Here is a 14,930-nt window from a genome sequence, read left to right as displayed (position 1 = left end):
TACCAGGACCCTCTGTCAGCCTGTAGGGTCTGCCATCGGCTAGAATCGGCCCAGTTCGCCCAATTCTTCCGCGCAGTATTTCGTGTGGAGAATGGGCAACCGGGAGGGCTGTCCGAGCGGCCGATGGAGCCAGTCTTGAAAACTGGTGGGCAGAAATGTCTCGTGGGTTCGAATCCCACGCCCTCCGCAGCACCCGTGCAACGCAAAACCACCGGCGCACAATGATTGTCGCCTCAGGCCGACCAAGCTGATAACCCGATGAGAGGACACGAGTGAGCGACCAACTTCGCCCCCGCCGCGCCGGTTCCAGGGACCTCAAAACCATTGCCCGTCACGGCCGACTGAAGAAGTCGAACGCTGCCGTTGCCGTGGCGAAGGTCCTTGCGGGCAGCGTGGCGGTCGTCCTGGTCAGCGGGTTCTCCGTCGCTGCCATCGCCACCTACGACGTCGCTTCGAGTGTGCAGCCCAGCGTGCACCTCGCCAATGAGTCCAACGGTCCGGTACCCTCGATCGGCGCCATCGACGGCGGCGTGAACATGCTCATCGTCGGCAGCGACAGCAGGGTCGGCCAGGACGCAGCATTCGGGCCGGAGGACTCCACCGGCGACCTCAACGACGTGACGATGTTGCTGCACATCTCGGAGGACCACAGCAACGCCTCGGTCATCAGTTTTCCCCGTGACATGTTCGTCTCCATCCCCTCCTGCCCCGACCCCGATGGTGGCTCGTTCAGCGCCATGAGCAGCCAGAAGATCAACACCACGCTCAGCTACGGGGGCCTCGCCTGCACCGTGCTGACCGTCGAGAAGCTCACGGGTCTCGACATTCCGTTCGCGGCCGAGGTGCAGTTCAGCGGCGTCATGGACATGTCCTCCGCCGTCGGCGGCGTGCCGGTTTGCGTGGCCAGCCGCATCGAGGACGAATACACCGGAACGTTCCTTGACCCGGGCGAGCACGTGCTTTCCGGGTATGACGCGCTGCAGTTTTTGCGCACCCGCCACGGAGTCGGCGATGGCGGCGACCTGACCCGCATCAACAACCAGCAGCTGTTCATGTCCTCGCTCGTGCGCACCATCAAGAGCGCTGACACGCTCTCCGACCCGACCAAGGTATACGCCCTGGCCAAGGCGGTTACAGCCAATATGCGCCTGTCGGACAGTCTCAACAGCGTGACCACCCTCGCCTCGATCGCCATCGCGCTGAAGGACATCGATCTTGACCAGGTCGTCTTCGCCCAAGTGCCGACCGGCAGCACGACCGGAGGGGTCAAGCCCGTCCAGCCAGCCTTCGACAACCTGTTCGAGGCCGTTGCAGCAGATCAGCCCCTCGCGCTGAGCGGAACAACCGGCCGTGGCACGGTTGCCGACCCCAATGCTCCCGTTGAGGCTGTTCCTGCGCCGGCCGCGACCACGGATCCGGCCGCGACCGAGGCGCCGGCCGCGACCGAGGCGCCGGCCGCGACCGATGCGCCGGTGGCCACGGAGGCCCCCGGAGTCGTCCTGTCGGAGTCGGTGACCGGCCAGACCGCTGGTGACTACACCTGCACGGCCGGCCGAACCCTGCAGGACCAGTAGCCGGGCGCGGGCATCCGCTTTTCTGACCGAGAGTTTCATGGTGAAAGCGGATGCCCGTGGTACGGCTAAGATAAGACCGTGTGTTTGCGCAAGCGAACTCCAAGGAGACGTCGCATAGTTCGGCTTAGTGCACCACCCTGCTAAGGTGGAGTACCCTTTACGGGGTACCGTGGGTTCAAATCCCACCGTCTCCGCAGCCATTTGAACCCCTGAATCCCATATGAACACTGGGAGTCAGGGGTTTTCCTTTGCCCCAAAATTCTGTTTTGGCAACATTTTGGCAACATTTGAAAAAATAGCGGCCTGATTCAAACGGTCTGCAACGGCGTCCAGGTCGTCATCGAAGAGGTCCGCGTAGGTGTCGAGGGTCACCGCTGCGGAGGCATGACCGAGCATCCGTTGCACCGCTTTGACGTTTGCGCCGACGCTCACTGCGAGACTTGCGGCCGTGTGGCGGAGGTCGTGAATTGTCATCCGTGGTAGGCCTGCCGTCGTAAGTGCCGTCAGAAACCAGCTCCGCGTGCCCAGGCTTACCCGGGTGCGTTTGAGGTGGTTTCCGAATCGATCGGCGAAGACGAGTGCCGTTGCCGGCTTGTCTCGACATTCGTCACTCAGTCCGGGGAGTAGGAACGCGGGGAAGGGCACCGAGCGCACTTTGTAGGACTTCGGAGTTCCGACCTCTATCTGCGAACCGACCTCAACAGCGTTGCGATTGACGTTGATTCTGCGCTTGAGAAAGTCGATGTCCTTGACCTGAAGCCCGATGGCTTCGCCCCAGCGGAGGCCGCAATACGCCATTATGAGAACGAGAGTTGCACGGTCGCCGGAGGCGGTCGCCAGCGCTGCGACCTGTCTGTGTGACAGGTAGGTGTGCTCCTTGGCAATCTTGCGAGGCAGGTTCACGCCGCGCGCCGGATTCGAGGTGATTCGCTTGTCCTTGACGGCAACGTCGAGGGTCGAAGCGAGGACGCCGTAGGCGCGGAGGACAGTCGTCGCGCCCTTTACCGCGGTAAGTTCAGTCACCCACGACTGAACGTCACTGTGACGAATTTCGCCCACAGTTCGGGTGCCCCAAGCTGGCTTCACGTAGAGGCGCCACGCGATTTCAACCGGGCGCAGGCTGGAGGGCTTGAGATGTGACTGGTGGTGGAGCCATTGAGCACCCAATGTCGCAATGGTCAATCGACCAGCTGAGGCCTCGATGAAATCGCCGTTCGCCTTGGTGACTTCGACCGTTGAGAGAAAGAGCGCGGCATCCCGTTTCGTCGTAAAGCCGCGTTTCTGTGCTTGATCGTGGTCCGGCTTGCGATAGACGACTCGGTAGCGCTTACCGGCCTTCGTTAGATACGAGTAGATGCTGCCCATGATCTCACCTCGGGATCGTCAGTGATTGTGCTGGATCCACTCTCCTCTCGCCCACCGACATTGGGCTGGGCGAAGTCAGTAAGACCATCCCTCTGTTTCTCAGCCAGCCGCGGCCAGATATCTAGTGAGTTGTTTGATACGCCGGCTGAATTTAGGGAGGCGCACTTCGGTGGTGTCGAATGCAGTAGTCGCAGCGATTTTGTCAGCGGACTCTACGAATCGCTCGCCCTCGACTTTTACAGCCAAACGACTTCGCTCGCGGAGCTGCGTGTGGAGCTCCGGCGTCGCCAAGAGCTGGGCGCGTTCGGAGTGTTCGTCGTTGGTGGCCCAGTGGTAAGCGCCGTCGACCGCGCTCAAGATCCAGGCATCGAACTGGACCACGGTCATGTTATCGAAGCTCGAGCTGAGGTTGGCGATGTCGAACCGGGCCGAGGGTGTGGCGACGGGGGCGAGGAGGAAGATTGGCGAGACGCGTAGGGCCTTGGCGATGTTGAGCAGTTGGCTGACGAGAAGGTCGTCCTTGCCGCCAGCCTCGATATTCTGCACGATCGATTCGGTGACATTGTCGCCTAGGATGAGATCGGCGCGGGCGCTAGCCGAACGGATGGCGTGCTGCTTGCGAATCGCTTGAATGCGGTCGCCGATCCCAGCCTGCGCCAGGAAATTCATCACGCGCACAGAGTGCAACTCAAGGGCGATACCTCGACCGCTCACACGCGGACGATAGTTATTCGGCCCGGGCTCAGCGGTCTACTTGACCCATCCTTCGAGGTCCCAGCCCGCGTCGGTGAGATAGCTGCTGAGTTGTTCGATGCGCCGGTTTGCCTCGGCAAGTCGTTCCTGCGTGGTATCCCAGATCGCGGGGTCCGTGTTGACCTCACCCGGCGGCGTGAGTTCCGCTTCGATGGCCGCGTTGGTGGTGAGACGGCGGCGCTCGCGCAGGCTGGCAATGAGCTGGCGCATGGCCTCGAGCTGCGAGCGTTCCGTGCGCTCGGTGAGGTCACGCCACCGGTAGGTGCCATTCGTTTCCCCGGAGATCCAGGCATCGAATTCAGCGACGGTCATTCCCTCGAAGGTATTGCTGAGGTTTACCAGGTCGAGCGCGTCATGCGGGCGCCCGATTGGTGCAAGGAGAAAAACCGGTGGAACGCGCAGCGCGTGGGAGATGTTCAGGAGTTGGCTGACCGAGAGGTCCTGCTTGCGGCCGGCTTCAAGGTTTTGCAGGATCGCCTCGGTGACATTGCCGCCGGGCATGAGGTCGGCGAGGTCCTTGGCGGAGCGGATGCCGTGCCGTTTCCGGATGGCTTGAATCCGCTCGCCAATTCCGGACTGCCTCACAAAACCTGTCATGCCGACACCGTACAGCTATTGGTCCTTGTCAAACAGCGAAAAGCGTTTTATTGTGATCGCAACACGAAGCAATGAGTGTCTCGTGTCACCGAAGGGACGTAATCATGACCGAAGAATTCATCCTCCCCGTCGTCGTCGCCGAACTCACCGGACTGACCGTCGGCGGGCTGGCCCACCTGCGCTACTTGGGTCGGGGACCGCGCTTCTACAAGCCGACGCCGAAGAAAGTCTTGTACAAGCGGGCCGAAGTGATCGCCTGGGTCGAGGCGAGCGCACAGACGCAGACGGGCAAACGCGCCCTCGTGACGCGGTGAGGCCGCGCCTCCTGTTGCAGGCGACCAAATCGTCGGCTCGCGGCAGGCCAAAGATAAAGCCCCGGGTTGCACCCCGGGGCAAGGATCGAACACCCGCAAAGGATCTGATCTATGTCCAGAATACTGAAATTTTGCCATCTCGCAACGCCTCGCACCCGATCCGGTGGGTGAGAGCACTGTGGGCCTATATGCGGCTAAGGGCGCGGTTCTCGCAGCTGCACGCCTGGGCCTGGGGCACGCGGCAACCCGGCTGCTCGTGCACATGGCCTTGGAAACCTGGGACGACAACGACAACCCCGGTAATCAACCGCCGCGACGGTACTTCGCATCCCGAGAATCCTCGGCGATCGCCCTGGGCTATCTGGCTCCGGACAACGGATCAGAGTCGGCGTATCACTCGGTCAAGCGGGCGATCGCGGAACTCGTCGCCAGCGGCGCTATCGAGCGAGTCAGTGCTGGCCACCGTGGCCACAATGCCGAGTTCAATCTGCTCGTCGACAGCACGAGACCGGGCGGTCACCGACGGTACGAGACCAACGTCATTCCGATGCTTCGACGCGGAGGTTTGGGGGCCGGTGAGCGGCCTCCGTAGGGGGCCGTTTAGCGTACCGATAGGGGGCCAGATCTGGCCCTATAGGGGGCCACTGATCGGCCCCCCTAACAGTACTAACAGGACAAACAAAAAATTAACAGTACGCGCGCGCGAAAAACACCTGTGGATAACTTGCCAGCAACGTCGGGCAAAGGCCCCTTGATCGCGGCCGCAATCGGCGCGCATCCCCACCGCGTGAAACGCAATTTGTGACCTGTCCGGCCGATCACCGTAGCTCGCTACGCGCCTCCCGTTCCCAGATTCTCAGACGCGGTCGCTGGCTCCCTTATCTCGCCTGAAATTCGGGGCACTCCCAGCGCTCCCGCTCGCTATCGATTCTTCTCGCCGGACGGCACAAAAAATAGTTGGTCGAAGAACCCAAAGCCAACGACTCCCCACCGCAATTCAACGCACCACCCATCGAAGGAGAAGCACTCATGTCCACACGCACCATCATCGGCAACCTGGCTCTGGACCCCGAGGTCGTCACAGCCGGCAGCATTCAGATCACCAAGCTGCGAGTCATCGAGAACACAGGCGAGTACCGCGGCGGCAAATGGCTCGCCCACGACGCCGCAACCACGCATTTCGTGGAAGCTAAGTTCGAGCTCGGCCAAAACGTCGCCGCCACCTTGCATAAGGGCGACCCCGTCATCGTCGTCGGCCGCGAACACACTGACAGCTGGGGCGACGAGCAGACACGCCAATACGGCCGCGTCATCGACGCCGACAACGTCGGACCCGACCTCAACCGCGCCGTCGCCACCGTTCGCCGCAACTCCAAGCCTGACACCGAATAGCTATTCAGGGTGGGCCGCACGCGCGGCCCACCCTGAATACCTCATGAAAGGAGCACCACCATGAACGACCACGACAGCGAATTGATCAGCCGGGCGAACGAGCTGGCCGACATCGCACGCAGCCTGGCGCACGCGACTCGTGCGATCGAACGGCCCTACGACTCGTACCTGCTGCTCGGGTGTCTGACCGCCACCCAGCGCTCCCTCGGCCAGGTGTACGACCAGCTCGCCAACTGGCACAGCACCGTCGTCGACGGCGTCGAGTGCAACGGCGAAGACGGCTGCGGCGCCGGCTGCGCGCCCGGAGTCGCTCGGGCTGAACTCGGCCTTCGCGATGCCGCCCAATTCGCCGGCATCGTCGAAGATGCCCTCATGCAAGCCCACAACGCCAACAGCGTCGTCCGCTGGTTCGACAGCGTGGAACGATTCCGGCGCTTGTCGTAACGAGCTGATTCCGGTGACGGAACGGCCCGTGATCGCACATCGAGTTGTTCATGCCTCGACGGCTGAAACGACATAGAGCCGACAAGATTTGGCCGCTCGCGTCGACGCTTCCGCGGGTCCAGCGTCACAGGACGCCATCAATATCCGGGCCCCCATTTCGGCTTCGCCCGGCGGAGCAGGTCCAGTGCGGGCGACTGCTAGATGCGCAGCAGAGGGGCCAAAGATCGGTCGCAGGCACCACGTCGTCCGTCACGAATTTGACGCACGAAGAGCGCCACAAGCCTGCGCGGGTATTCGTCCACCTATTCACTGGCAGCGAATAGGTAAACGAATGGGTAGGGGGTCTCTTTCCCTGTCCCACCGCCGCCCCCTCGCTGCGCTCGCTTCCCAACCTCCCACACCCATCGTTCCTCAGTGTGTAGGAGGTTGGGAAGTAAAGGGGTGGTGGTGGGACAGGGAAAGAGAAGAAAAAGGTAGAAGAAAAAAACAGAAGTACAAAAACAAAAAAGAAAAAACTGAAAAGAAAAAAATAGGGAGAACAAGAAGAGAAGACAGAGAAGAAGTGAAAAAAGTGACGAGAAAAGCTAGGTAAAGCCGGCAGAAAATGTGGGAGCTGACGGCAGAGAGTAGGAAGCAATCGGATAAGAAAAACGACGAGCAGAAGCGGTGAGGTCGATGAGTTGAAGTGGACGATGTGCGGTGTGGCATGCGGGGCTGTGTCGGTGGCTGGGTGCAGAATCGTGGTGGAAAGCTGAAACGTTGTCAGTTTGGAGCTGGGTGATGGTGCAGGTGACGGAGCGCGACGAGGCACTTCTGGCATGGTTGGACGTTGTTCGGTTGGCGGATATGGACGCCGTGCGGTGGGCGTTGGGCGCCCTGTCTGGTGTTGGTGAGCCGGTGTCGTTGCGCCGGGCGCAGCAGTGGGCTGCGCGGATGATCGGGACTGGATTGCTGGGCCGGGGCCGGGTTGCGTATCGGGACGGGTCGATAGTGTGGGCCACGTATCTGGCGATTGGGAAGCCGGCGCCGAATCTGTTTCGGCAGACGACGCGGCATGAGGTAGCGGTTGCGACGGTGTCGGCGCGCTATCTGGCGCAGGGGTTCACGTGGCGGCGGGACCGCAAACCGAACAGCGTGCGCGAGCATCAGGCTGATGGGGTGGCCGAGCGTGACGGGGTTGTCGAGTTGGTGGAGGTGGAGTTGACGCCGAAGACGTGGCAGCGGTATCAGTCGATTTGTCAGAGCCACGCGTATCGCTTGGCGCATGAGGGGATTGATCGGGTGGTGTATTTCTGCACGGCGGACGCTGATCGGGCGGTAACACGGGAGGCGGACAAGCACCTGGTCCGCACCGACCGACCCCGTTTCGTTTCCCAACACTCCCTCGACGCACGCGGGTACTGGACCGGCGCCGAGCTGGGCGCCGGCGCCTACGCGACCGCACACGGACGAGCCGCCCACGTGGTGGAGCTCGAGAGCAGCAGCGGGTGGGGCGAGTCGACGCGGGTCCGCGCATGAGCGAGACGGCCGTTCCGGTAGAGACGGACGCCACCAGCGACACGATCGCGCGGCTGCTCGGCGCCGCGTTCGCGGTCGTCATGGTCTTGATTGCGTTGCCGCTGGTCGTGCCGGTCGTGGTGAGCCGGCTTGCCGGCGACGTTATCGCGACGAAGACCCGGTTCTGGGTGGTGTGGCGGTGGCAGTGGACGGTTAATACGGTCGGCATCCTCCTCGTAGCCGCGCTCCTCACTTGGGAGGCAATCCTGCTGGCGGACTGGATCCGCTCGGGGGCCGCGACCGAGTTCTTTGACGACGCTGAGTGGTGGGCGCAGCTCTGGTCGATGTTTGGTCCGTGGGTGGTGGCGAATTTCTTTGCCGGGGTGCTGTTGCTGCCGGCCGCGTGGTCGTTGCGGCGGCGGAAAATCGCCGAGCAGGTTCGGTCCCGGCGAGTATCGAACGTGGTGCGGCAGGAGAAGATTGAGACCGCACGCAAGCGTGCCGCCGACAGCAGCGTGGCCCGCCGCATCGGCGTGCGCCTCGAGGCCGAGACAGGCCGCATCGTCGGCACCACCCGCCAAGCGGTCACCGTGCCGCTGGCCGTGGGAGATCAGCGGCAGGCATTCGGGGTGACGAGCCGGGTGACGATTCGAACCCTCGCTGACCGCTTCTATGACATGCGCCGCGTGCGCGACTGGGTCGATGCAACCGGAAAATACCTGGTACTGCCGCCGACGGCATCGTCGGTGCGGGCACTGATCATCGCGGAGTCCGGCAGCGGCAAAACCGTCCTGATCAACGGACTCGTACTGTGTGCATTGGAATACGGGTGGCCCGTGTTCGTCATAGACGCGAAAGGCGACCCGGCTGACGCCGAGAACCTGGTCGCCGTGGCGCAGACCTATGGTCGCACCGCGACAACCGGCGGTACGTGGAACCTTTTTAACGGCACCGGCGACCAGATCACGGCGAAGCTGATGCGGCTGATGCCCGTACCTGACGGCGCGAACCAGCATTATCTCGATGAGATTCGTGGGGTGCTGCAAATGGTGCAAGGCAGGTCTCCGCTGAGCAGCATCGATGACCTGCGCGAGCGGTTGACCTACCCAGCCCGGTTCGTCGACGACACCGACGACCTGCCGCTGATCAACAAGCGCGTGGAGCGAGACGGGTCGACCGCGGGAGCACGGGCGTTGCAGAGCCTACTGGTGGCGCTGCGGCCGATGCAACGCTGGATCGGCCAGGACGGCTGGTCCTACAACGCGCCGAAAGCTGACGTGACGGTCATTCCGCTGTCGCCGGTCGACGATGCTCAGGCGCGGCTGGGTGATCTGCTCCTGCTGGACTTGCGGAACTTTCTCGCCACCCGGTTGGAGCGTCGCGACAAGTCCCCGGTGGTCGTCATCGTTGACGAATTCCCCCAGCTGGTGACAGGGTCGCAGGACCCGGGTGATACTGCGGGGAGCCTGTTTGAGACGGCGCGCAGCGCCGGCGTCGGCTTAGTCCTCGCGACGCAGAGCCCGGCGGGCCTATCTAACGATGAGGTCCGCCGTCGCCGTGCACTCACGAGTGGCGCTGCGCTGATCTTTGGCCGATCCAAAGACCCGGAAGATGTGGTGAAGTATGCCGGGACGGTGATGCGGATGGAATCCGCCGGCCGCGCCACCGGCGAGGAACTCGGCAGCGCCCGCGCCCAACACACCTACGTCATCCCACCGCAAGATGTGCGGGAAGCGGCGGACGGAGCGTTCTGGATCGTGCAGGGCGGCGCGATCGCTCCGTTCCGAGCACTGCCCAACCGGCAACTGCAGACACCACCATCCGCGCCGCTTACACCGGTGCCGGCGCCGGCGCCGGCTGACGTCGAGCGTGGTCGTGACGCGGAGGTCGTGCGGCTCGACGTCGTCGAGACGGATGAATCCGGGAGCGCCGCCTGACCGATGCGGGCGGCGCTCTCGCCAGGGTCAGAGTCGGTCGGCGTCGTCAATGGTGGCGACAAGTTGGGCGCCGTACTGACGGATGAGCCGGTCGCATCCCGCATTGGCCACGGTCGCAGCCAACCCGCGCACGGCACCGCACGGCCGGCCCAGTTCCATGGCGGTCACCGCGGTGTGCAGGTCCCCGGACTCGTATTCCGCTTCGACGATGACGGTCTTGGTTGCGAGCGCAGCGAGGAGTCGGTTGCCGCCTTGGAACTGCCACGCCGAGGGCGTGCGTCCCGGTGGGATTTCACTCACGATGACACCGCGCGTCGCGACTGCGTCGACCAGCTCCGCGTTTTCCGCAGGGCAAGTGTCGTCCATGCCCGTGGGGAGAACAACCACGTTGCGGCCGGCGAATGCCCGACCGGTGGCGAGGGCGGCGGTGTCGATGCCGCGAGCGGCGCCGGAGGCAATCGCCCAGCCGCGCTCGATTAGACCGGAGGCCAGGTCCACGCAAAGGTGCCTGCCGTACGGGGTCGCGAACTGCGTGCCCGTCAACGCCACGCTCGGCGCGCTCAGAAGCAAAGCGTCCCCGCGCACCCAGAGAGCAAACGGTCCTGCCTCTCCGAGGTCGGCAACGGATGCCGGCCAGTTCGAATGTGATGGCGTGAGCAGCTCGTACCCGCCTGCGACGGTGAGACGGATCGCGTCGACGACCCGGTTGACCGAGTACCGAGGCAGGCTGGTCGATCGCAGCTGCGCGATGGTCCCGTCTCTGCCACTGGCTGTATCGGGGTCGAGGCTGAGGAGGGCGTTCAGGGCTGCTTCGGCCCCATACCCTGCGATGAGTGCGCAAACGTGGGGGTCGCCCGGTTCGGCGATGGTGGCCCAGGCGGTGCGGGCGATGGTGTCGTGGCTGATGGGACTGCTTACGGTGGTGTCGGTGCTGATGGTGTCGATAACCGCAGCGATGGTCATGATGGTGGCTCCCTCTCCTGGACCGAATATTTTGTTTGCCTTCCGGCGAGAGAAATCGATAGCGAGCGGGAGAGCTGTAGTGCCCAGAATCTCAGGCGAAATAAGGGAGCGTGCGACCGCGTCTGAGAATCTGGGAACGCAGGCGCGAAGCGAGCTACGATGACCGGCCGGAAAGGTCAAACAAGCCCGTGAAAACAGGTCGCGAACGCGGCTCATTATTTGAGGTTCGCAGCGGCGTAGCCGCTTCCGCACAGGTCCTTGCGCTTGCGAACTGGCGAGCACTTGCCAAGGCGTGGGCGACTGCTCGGTCACGGGACCGCTGTTGTGGCCGGGACTTTTTGAGGGCATTTCGTGTCTTCTTGGCGGTGTGTCGCATTCAATGTCGGAGGTGAGCATTACTCTCGACTTAGACGGCAACGACGCCGCACAGAAAGGGAATCGTGACGGTGCACACCCGGTCCGCTCGAACGGATACGACAGCATGGCTGGCAGGAATATGCCCGGCTGTTGCCACAATCCGCCGACGCTCGGCCAACCTGCTGACCGATTCCGTGTCTTGTGTCGTTGTGGTGATTGTCGAGCACCGTATGGAGTCCTAGAGAGGGAGATTTGCTTGTGTCCAGTCAGAATCAGGCAACATCACAGACCACGAACCAGCACACTGACCCACCCGCGAGTACCGTGTTTCGCGGTGCGTCACGTGCCCAGGGCTACATCGAAGCGGATGCCCCCACTCCCGAACGTCCGGTTGTCCCGCTTCCGGAACGCCAAGCTGTCGACGAGAGTGGTGCACCGGCCAGCGCGATGCCGCAGCGGCCGGTAGGAATCCCGTCTGAGCCGGCTCTGGCCGATCTGTTTGGCGGTTCCGATCACGACCTCGGACTGCTCTCCACCGCGCCGCAGGCGCAGGGTGCGCAGCGCGGCCTGCGCGGTGTGCTCTCCCGCCTCGGGCTGCCGATGACGCCCGGACCGGCAGAGCTGGCCGAGCGCGAACAGACGGAAGCCTTGCGGCGGGATGAGGAAACGATCCGGCAGGCAACATGGACTCGCGCGGTGAGCGTGTTGGTCGCCAACCAGAAGGGCGGCGTCGGGAAGACGCCGTCGGCGATCATCGCCGGTGGAGTCCTTGCCGCCGCCCGCGGCGGATCGGTGTGCATCCTCGAGGTATCCGACGACCCCGGCGCATTGTCGTTCCGGGCGGAGGGAAACCCAGCCCGCGGCATGGGAGAACTCGTCCGCGACGTCGACACCATCACCAGCGCCGGGCAGCTCGCCGGCTACACCGCGCCTCAAACCTCGTTCGCGTCCGTGATCGGCACCGTGCGTCGCCGGCCGCGCCTGACCCATGACGATGTGACTGCGGTCGCGGCGGTCGTCGATCAGTACTTCGGCATCCGCATTATGGACAGCGGCAACCAGCCCTCCTCCTCAGCGTTCCAGGGCGCCGTCGATACCGCCGATGCGTTGGTGATTCCGGTGTTCAACGCCGGGGATGCGGTGTTGGAGGCGGTCGCGCTGCTCGATGTACTGCGGTCGGCCGGCGGGAAGGCGGCGAGCTTGGCCGAGCACGCGACGATCCTGCGGCTGACGGATGGGCGGCCGGAGAACCGGCAGGTCGTCGACCGGGTCGATCAGATTATCGCTGACGCGGGTGTCGAGCAGGTGTTCACTATCCCGTATGACCCGCACATTGCCGAGCGCGGGCAGATCACCCTCGGGCATCTCGCCCCGCAGACGCGACGGGCGTTCACCGCAGCGGCGGCGGGCGTCGTGCGTACCCTGCAAGCCACCGTCCGATAGCAGCGAAAGGCGAACCGTCATGCTCACAGAATCCCTGCAGACCCTCGTGGGCACCGTGGTGCGAACGATCGACAATCCGCTCGACGGCATCCTGCCGGACTTCACCATCTTCGGGGCGGAATTCACCCTGCTCTGGCAGAAGCTCCTCGCCGGGGTATGGGGGATCGGCATCATCCTGGCGATCGTGTTCCTAATCATCGGCATCATCAAAATGGCCAGCGCCTCCAGCGGTGGCAACCCCAACGAATACAAAACCGCCCGCAACCAAGCCATGTGGGCTGGTATCTCCCTCGGGGTGCTCGCCGCCCTCGCCGTGATCGTCGGCGCCATCCTCGCCGTCTTCGGATAGGAGCGCTCGTGCACGCGACCGCACCACCCACCCGCCGCACCTGGCCCTGGATCGTTAGCACCGCCATCCTCATCGGCGCACTCATCATCGCCGGCGCCGTCTACTTCGGCAGCCAAGCTGGCACTGTCACACCCACACCCGAGCCGACAACGCCGAGAGCGAGCAGCACGCCGTCGCCGAGCACCGCACCGGTCGACACGGAGCCGACCGGATGCCTCGGCGGTGAAACGCGAGACGCAGCCATGGTCCTCGCTGCGCAACAAGCTGCACCGCACACAAGCACAGGGGCAGTGGAGTACGCCGCGGCCTTCGTACGGTGGCTACACCAGTACCCCTACCCGTCGTCGGACGATGCAGACACTGTCGCGACTAGCGCTCTCGCTGCAGATATTCCGACCAAGGATTTGCGAAAGTTTTTTGCAAACAATCCCAACGTCTCGGGCGGGCTCGTGCCGGACACGACGGAATACTATCTGTCGACCATTCCCGGCGTGTGGCACATCGAATCGGCGTCGAACGATGAAGTCGTCGCCACGATCGGCACGGGGCTCGTCCAACAGGGGGCCATGAGCCCGACGTTGAAAGGATCAATTACCGTGACCGTCCGCTGGGAAAACGGCGAGTGGAAATTTGCGAAGTCTGAAGGGACTCGCACGACAGAGGACTTGTTCTCCATCGGTGCACCCTTTACGAGCGGGTGCTGACAATGCTGGGCATGGCGACCAAGCCCGGCGATGACCCAGGATTTTTCGGGGATCTCGTGGGCGGCATCGGTAATGCCATCAATGGTGCAGCGGGTGTGGTGTCGTATTGGTCGGACCCGTGGGGAAATACCTTCAAGATGCTCCGCGATACGGCGGAGGGGATGAGTCGGGACATCATGCCGGCGTTGACCAGTGCGACGCTTCCGGATCTGACGGCGGACTGGTTCATCAGCGCCTACAAGATTAGCTTTGCTACGGCGATCTTCGTCGCCGTGCTGCTGCTGATCCCGCAGGCCGTGCGAACGGCGCGCGGCGCCCAAGCGGGCCGCGACCTGGTCGAGTCTGTCGGACTGTACTTTGGAACATTTCTAGTCGGGGCCATGTTCGGCCCAATGTTCGGGATCATGCTGATCAACTTCTTCCACTCCCTGACGGACGTCTTCGTCGCCGCCGGCCTGACTGGCACGGCGACGACCGTCACCGTGCAGTTCAGCTCCATGATTGAGCAGGCCGACCCAGTCGGCATCACCGGCGGAATCGTCATGGGCGTCATCCTGATGATCTGCATGATCCTTGCACTCTTCCTGGTGCTGCTCATGTTGTTGGTGCAGCTGGTGACGCTTTACTTCACCGGGGTACTGCTACCGCTCGGGCTGGTGTGGATCATCGATAAGAACAAGCGCTCCTTCGGCTTGAAGATCGCCGCGCTCTGGATTGGGATTCTCGCGGCTCACCCGCTGCTGTTCCTGTTGCTGGGCCTGGCCTTTTCGATGACGGCAAATCAGATCAGCGCGTTTGGCAACAACTTCGGTCTGCAATCGATGGTGTCGCTGATGGTGGCCATCATCGGTCTGCTGATGGCCGCGCTCTCGCCGCTGCTACTGATGAAGTTCGCGCCGATCATTCCCATGGCTTTCGGCGGCACCACCGGTCCGTCCGTGGACGTCGGGAAGCACATCGGCGCCCAGAACATGACCGAAGCCACCGAACGCTACGGCCAACCCTCCACCGCAGAACGGGCCACCTCGACAACGACAAAGGAGTCCACGGATTCCACGACCGAGCGCGTCTCGGAATCCTCGACAGCTCCGGGGAGCCTGTCGGAGGTCATCGGCAACCGCGCCGCTGCGCCAGCCGGCACCGGTGCAGCCGGTGATGGCGTGACGCTCGGTGCCAGCCGGGCAGCGACCGCCACCGCGGGAGCCGCGGGCGCCAGTGCGGCTGCCGGAGCCGGCGCAGGC

At 63.5% G+C, this 14,930-nt stretch carries 16 protein-coding genes and 2 tRNA genes; 14 read left to right on the top strand and 4 right to left on the bottom strand.

The genetic code is table 11. The features are described from left to right. Positions 1-102: 102 nt before the first annotated feature. From E3T47_RS11610 to E3T47_RS11600, 3 genes are all read left to right on the top strand, one after another. Positions 103-187: transfer RNA gene (locus tag E3T47_RS11610), tRNA-Ser, on the top strand. Positions 188-272: 85 nt separating this feature from the next. Then, positions 273-1,574, top strand: coding sequence for an LCP family protein (locus E3T47_RS11605; RefSeq protein WP_134556239.1), 1,302 nt, complete (start codon positions 273-275; stop codon positions 1,572-1,574). Between the two features lie 103 nt (positions 1,575-1,677). Further along, positions 1,678-1,768 (top strand) — tRNA-Ser (locus tag E3T47_RS11600). Between the two features lie 40 nt (positions 1,769-1,808). Here E3T47_RS11600 and E3T47_RS11595 read toward each other — a convergent pair. The 3 genes from E3T47_RS11595 to E3T47_RS11585 all read right to left on the bottom strand — a co-directional run bounded on the left by E3T47_RS11595 (position 1,809) and on the right by E3T47_RS11585 (position 4,289). Beyond that, entirely contained in the window at positions 1,809-2,939 is a 1,131-nt protein-coding gene (locus tag E3T47_RS11595) for a tyrosine-type recombinase/integrase (RefSeq protein ID WP_134556238.1), read from the bottom strand. A 99-nt stretch (positions 2,940-3,038) separates the two neighbouring features. Further along, positions 3,039-3,611: a hypothetical protein gene (locus E3T47_RS11590; RefSeq protein WP_134551485.1), complete on the bottom strand. Its 573-nt coding sequence runs from the start codon at positions 3,609-3,611 to the stop codon at positions 3,039-3,041. A 78-nt stretch (positions 3,612-3,689) separates the two neighbouring features. Continuing rightward, a complete protein-coding gene (locus E3T47_RS11585) occupies positions 3,690-4,289 on the bottom strand; it encodes a helix-turn-helix domain-containing protein (RefSeq protein WP_134551484.1) in 600 nt (199 codons plus the stop codon). A gap of 104 nt (positions 4,290-4,393) precedes the next feature. On the opposite strand from E3T47_RS11585, the gene E3T47_RS11580 reads away from it, so the two are divergent. From E3T47_RS11580 to E3T47_RS11550, 7 genes are all read left to right on the top strand, one after another. After that, positions 4,394-4,603, top strand: coding sequence for a helix-turn-helix transcriptional regulator (locus E3T47_RS11580; RefSeq protein ID WP_233200524.1), 210 nt, complete (start codon positions 4,394-4,396; stop codon positions 4,601-4,603). Positions 4,604-4,781: 178 nt separating this feature from the next. Then, positions 4,782-5,195: a hypothetical protein gene (locus E3T47_RS11575; RefSeq protein ID WP_134551483.1), complete on the top strand. Its 414-nt coding sequence runs from the start codon at positions 4,782-4,784 to the stop codon at positions 5,193-5,195. 437 nt (positions 5,196-5,632) lie between these two features. Continuing rightward, complete coding sequence (locus E3T47_RS11570; RefSeq protein ID WP_134551482.1) at positions 5,633-5,995, top strand: single-stranded DNA-binding protein; 363 nt, start codon at positions 5,633-5,635, stop codon at positions 5,993-5,995. Positions 5,996-6,055: 60 nt separating this feature from the next. Further along, positions 6,056-6,439, top strand: coding sequence for a hypothetical protein (locus E3T47_RS11565; protein ID WP_134551481.1), 384 nt, complete (start codon positions 6,056-6,058; stop codon positions 6,437-6,439). Positions 6,440-6,770: 331 nt separating this feature from the next. Beyond that, positions 6,771-7,031: a hypothetical protein gene (locus tag E3T47_RS15940; RefSeq protein ID WP_166805707.1), complete on the top strand. Its 261-nt coding sequence runs from the start codon at positions 6,771-6,773 to the stop codon at positions 7,029-7,031. Between the two features lie 185 nt (positions 7,032-7,216). Beyond that, entirely contained in the window at positions 7,217-7,957 is a 741-nt protein-coding gene (locus tag E3T47_RS11555) for a hypothetical protein (RefSeq protein ID WP_134556236.1), read from the top strand. Beyond that, positions 7,954-9,873: a type IV secretory system conjugative DNA transfer family protein gene (locus E3T47_RS11550; protein WP_134551479.1), complete on the top strand. Its 1,920-nt coding sequence runs from the start codon at positions 7,954-7,956 to the stop codon at positions 9,871-9,873. Before E3T47_RS11555 ends, E3T47_RS11550 begins: the two co-directional genes overlap by 4 nt. A 27-nt stretch (positions 9,874-9,900) precedes the next feature. Here the strand turns inward: E3T47_RS11550 and E3T47_RS11545 are convergent, their stop codons facing one another. Next, the gene (locus tag E3T47_RS11545; protein WP_166784253.1) at positions 9,901-10,836 is read right to left on the bottom strand and encodes a DNA-processing protein DprA; all 936 of its coding nucleotides are present in this window, start codon (positions 10,834-10,836) and stop codon (positions 9,901-9,903) included. A 615-nt stretch (positions 10,837-11,451) separates the two neighbouring features. On the opposite strand from E3T47_RS11545, the gene E3T47_RS11540 reads away from it, so the two are divergent. The 4 genes from E3T47_RS11540 to E3T47_RS15935 form a co-directional block, all read left to right on the top strand. Beyond that, positions 11,452-12,636, top strand: a complete 1,185-nt coding sequence (locus E3T47_RS11540; RefSeq protein ID WP_241982216.1) for a hypothetical protein — start codon at positions 11,452-11,454, stop codon at positions 12,634-12,636. Positions 12,637-12,655: 19 nt separating this feature from the next. Beyond that, positions 12,656-12,985, top strand: coding sequence for a pilin (locus E3T47_RS11535; protein ID WP_233200523.1), 330 nt, complete (start codon positions 12,656-12,658; stop codon positions 12,983-12,985). 8 nt (positions 12,986-12,993) lie between these two features. After that, on the top strand, positions 12,994-13,689 hold the full coding sequence (locus E3T47_RS11530) for a hypothetical protein (RefSeq protein WP_134551477.1): 696 nt from the start codon (positions 12,994-12,996) through the stop codon (positions 13,687-13,689). 11 nt (positions 13,690-13,700) lie between these two features. Beyond that, positions 13,701-14,930: hypothetical protein (locus E3T47_RS15935; RefSeq protein WP_166805706.1), on the top strand; the 1,230-nt coding region annotated here is incomplete at its 3' end.

Origin of the sequence: Cryobacterium ruanii (genome assembly GCF_004404055.1) — a bacterium.
Lineage (GTDB): Bacteria > Actinomycetota > Actinomycetes > Actinomycetales > Microbacteriaceae > Cryobacterium > Cryobacterium ruanii.
The sequence above is the reverse complement of the archived record's forward strand: the minus strand, read 5'-3'. Positions and strand labels throughout refer to the sequence as shown.

Bases quoted from the DNA above. Each gene is read 5' to 3' on its own strand.
- E3T47_RS11550 (WP_134551479.1), top strand. From the start codon at position 7,954: ATGAGCGAGACGGCCGTTCCGGTAGAGACGGACGCCACCAGCGACACG.
- E3T47_RS15940 (WP_166805707.1), top strand. From the start codon at position 6,771: ATGGGTAGGGGGTCTCTTTCCCTGTCCCACCGCCGCCCCCTCGCTGCG.
- E3T47_RS11570 (WP_134551482.1), top strand. From the start codon at position 5,633: ATGTCCACACGCACCATCATCGGCAACCTGGCTCTGGACCCCGAGGTC.
- E3T47_RS11565 (WP_134551481.1), top strand. From the start codon at position 6,056: ATGAACGACCACGACAGCGAATTGATCAGCCGGGCGAACGAGCTGGCC.
- E3T47_RS11580 (WP_233200524.1), top strand. From the start codon at position 4,394: ATGACCGAAGAATTCATCCTCCCCGTCGTCGTCGCCGAACTCACCGGA.
- E3T47_RS11545 (WP_166784253.1), bottom strand. From the start codon at position 10,836: ATGACCATCGCTGCGGTTATCGACACCATCAGCACCGACACCACCGTA.
- E3T47_RS11595 (WP_134556238.1), bottom strand. From the start codon at position 2,939: ATGGGCAGCATCTACTCGTATCTAACGAAGGCCGGTAAGCGCTACCGA.
- E3T47_RS11585 (WP_134551484.1), bottom strand. From the start codon at position 4,289: ATGACAGGTTTTGTGAGGCAGTCCGGAATTGGCGAGCGGATTCAAGCC.
- E3T47_RS11535 (WP_233200523.1), top strand. From the start codon at position 12,656: ATGCTCACAGAATCCCTGCAGACCCTCGTGGGCACCGTGGTGCGAACG.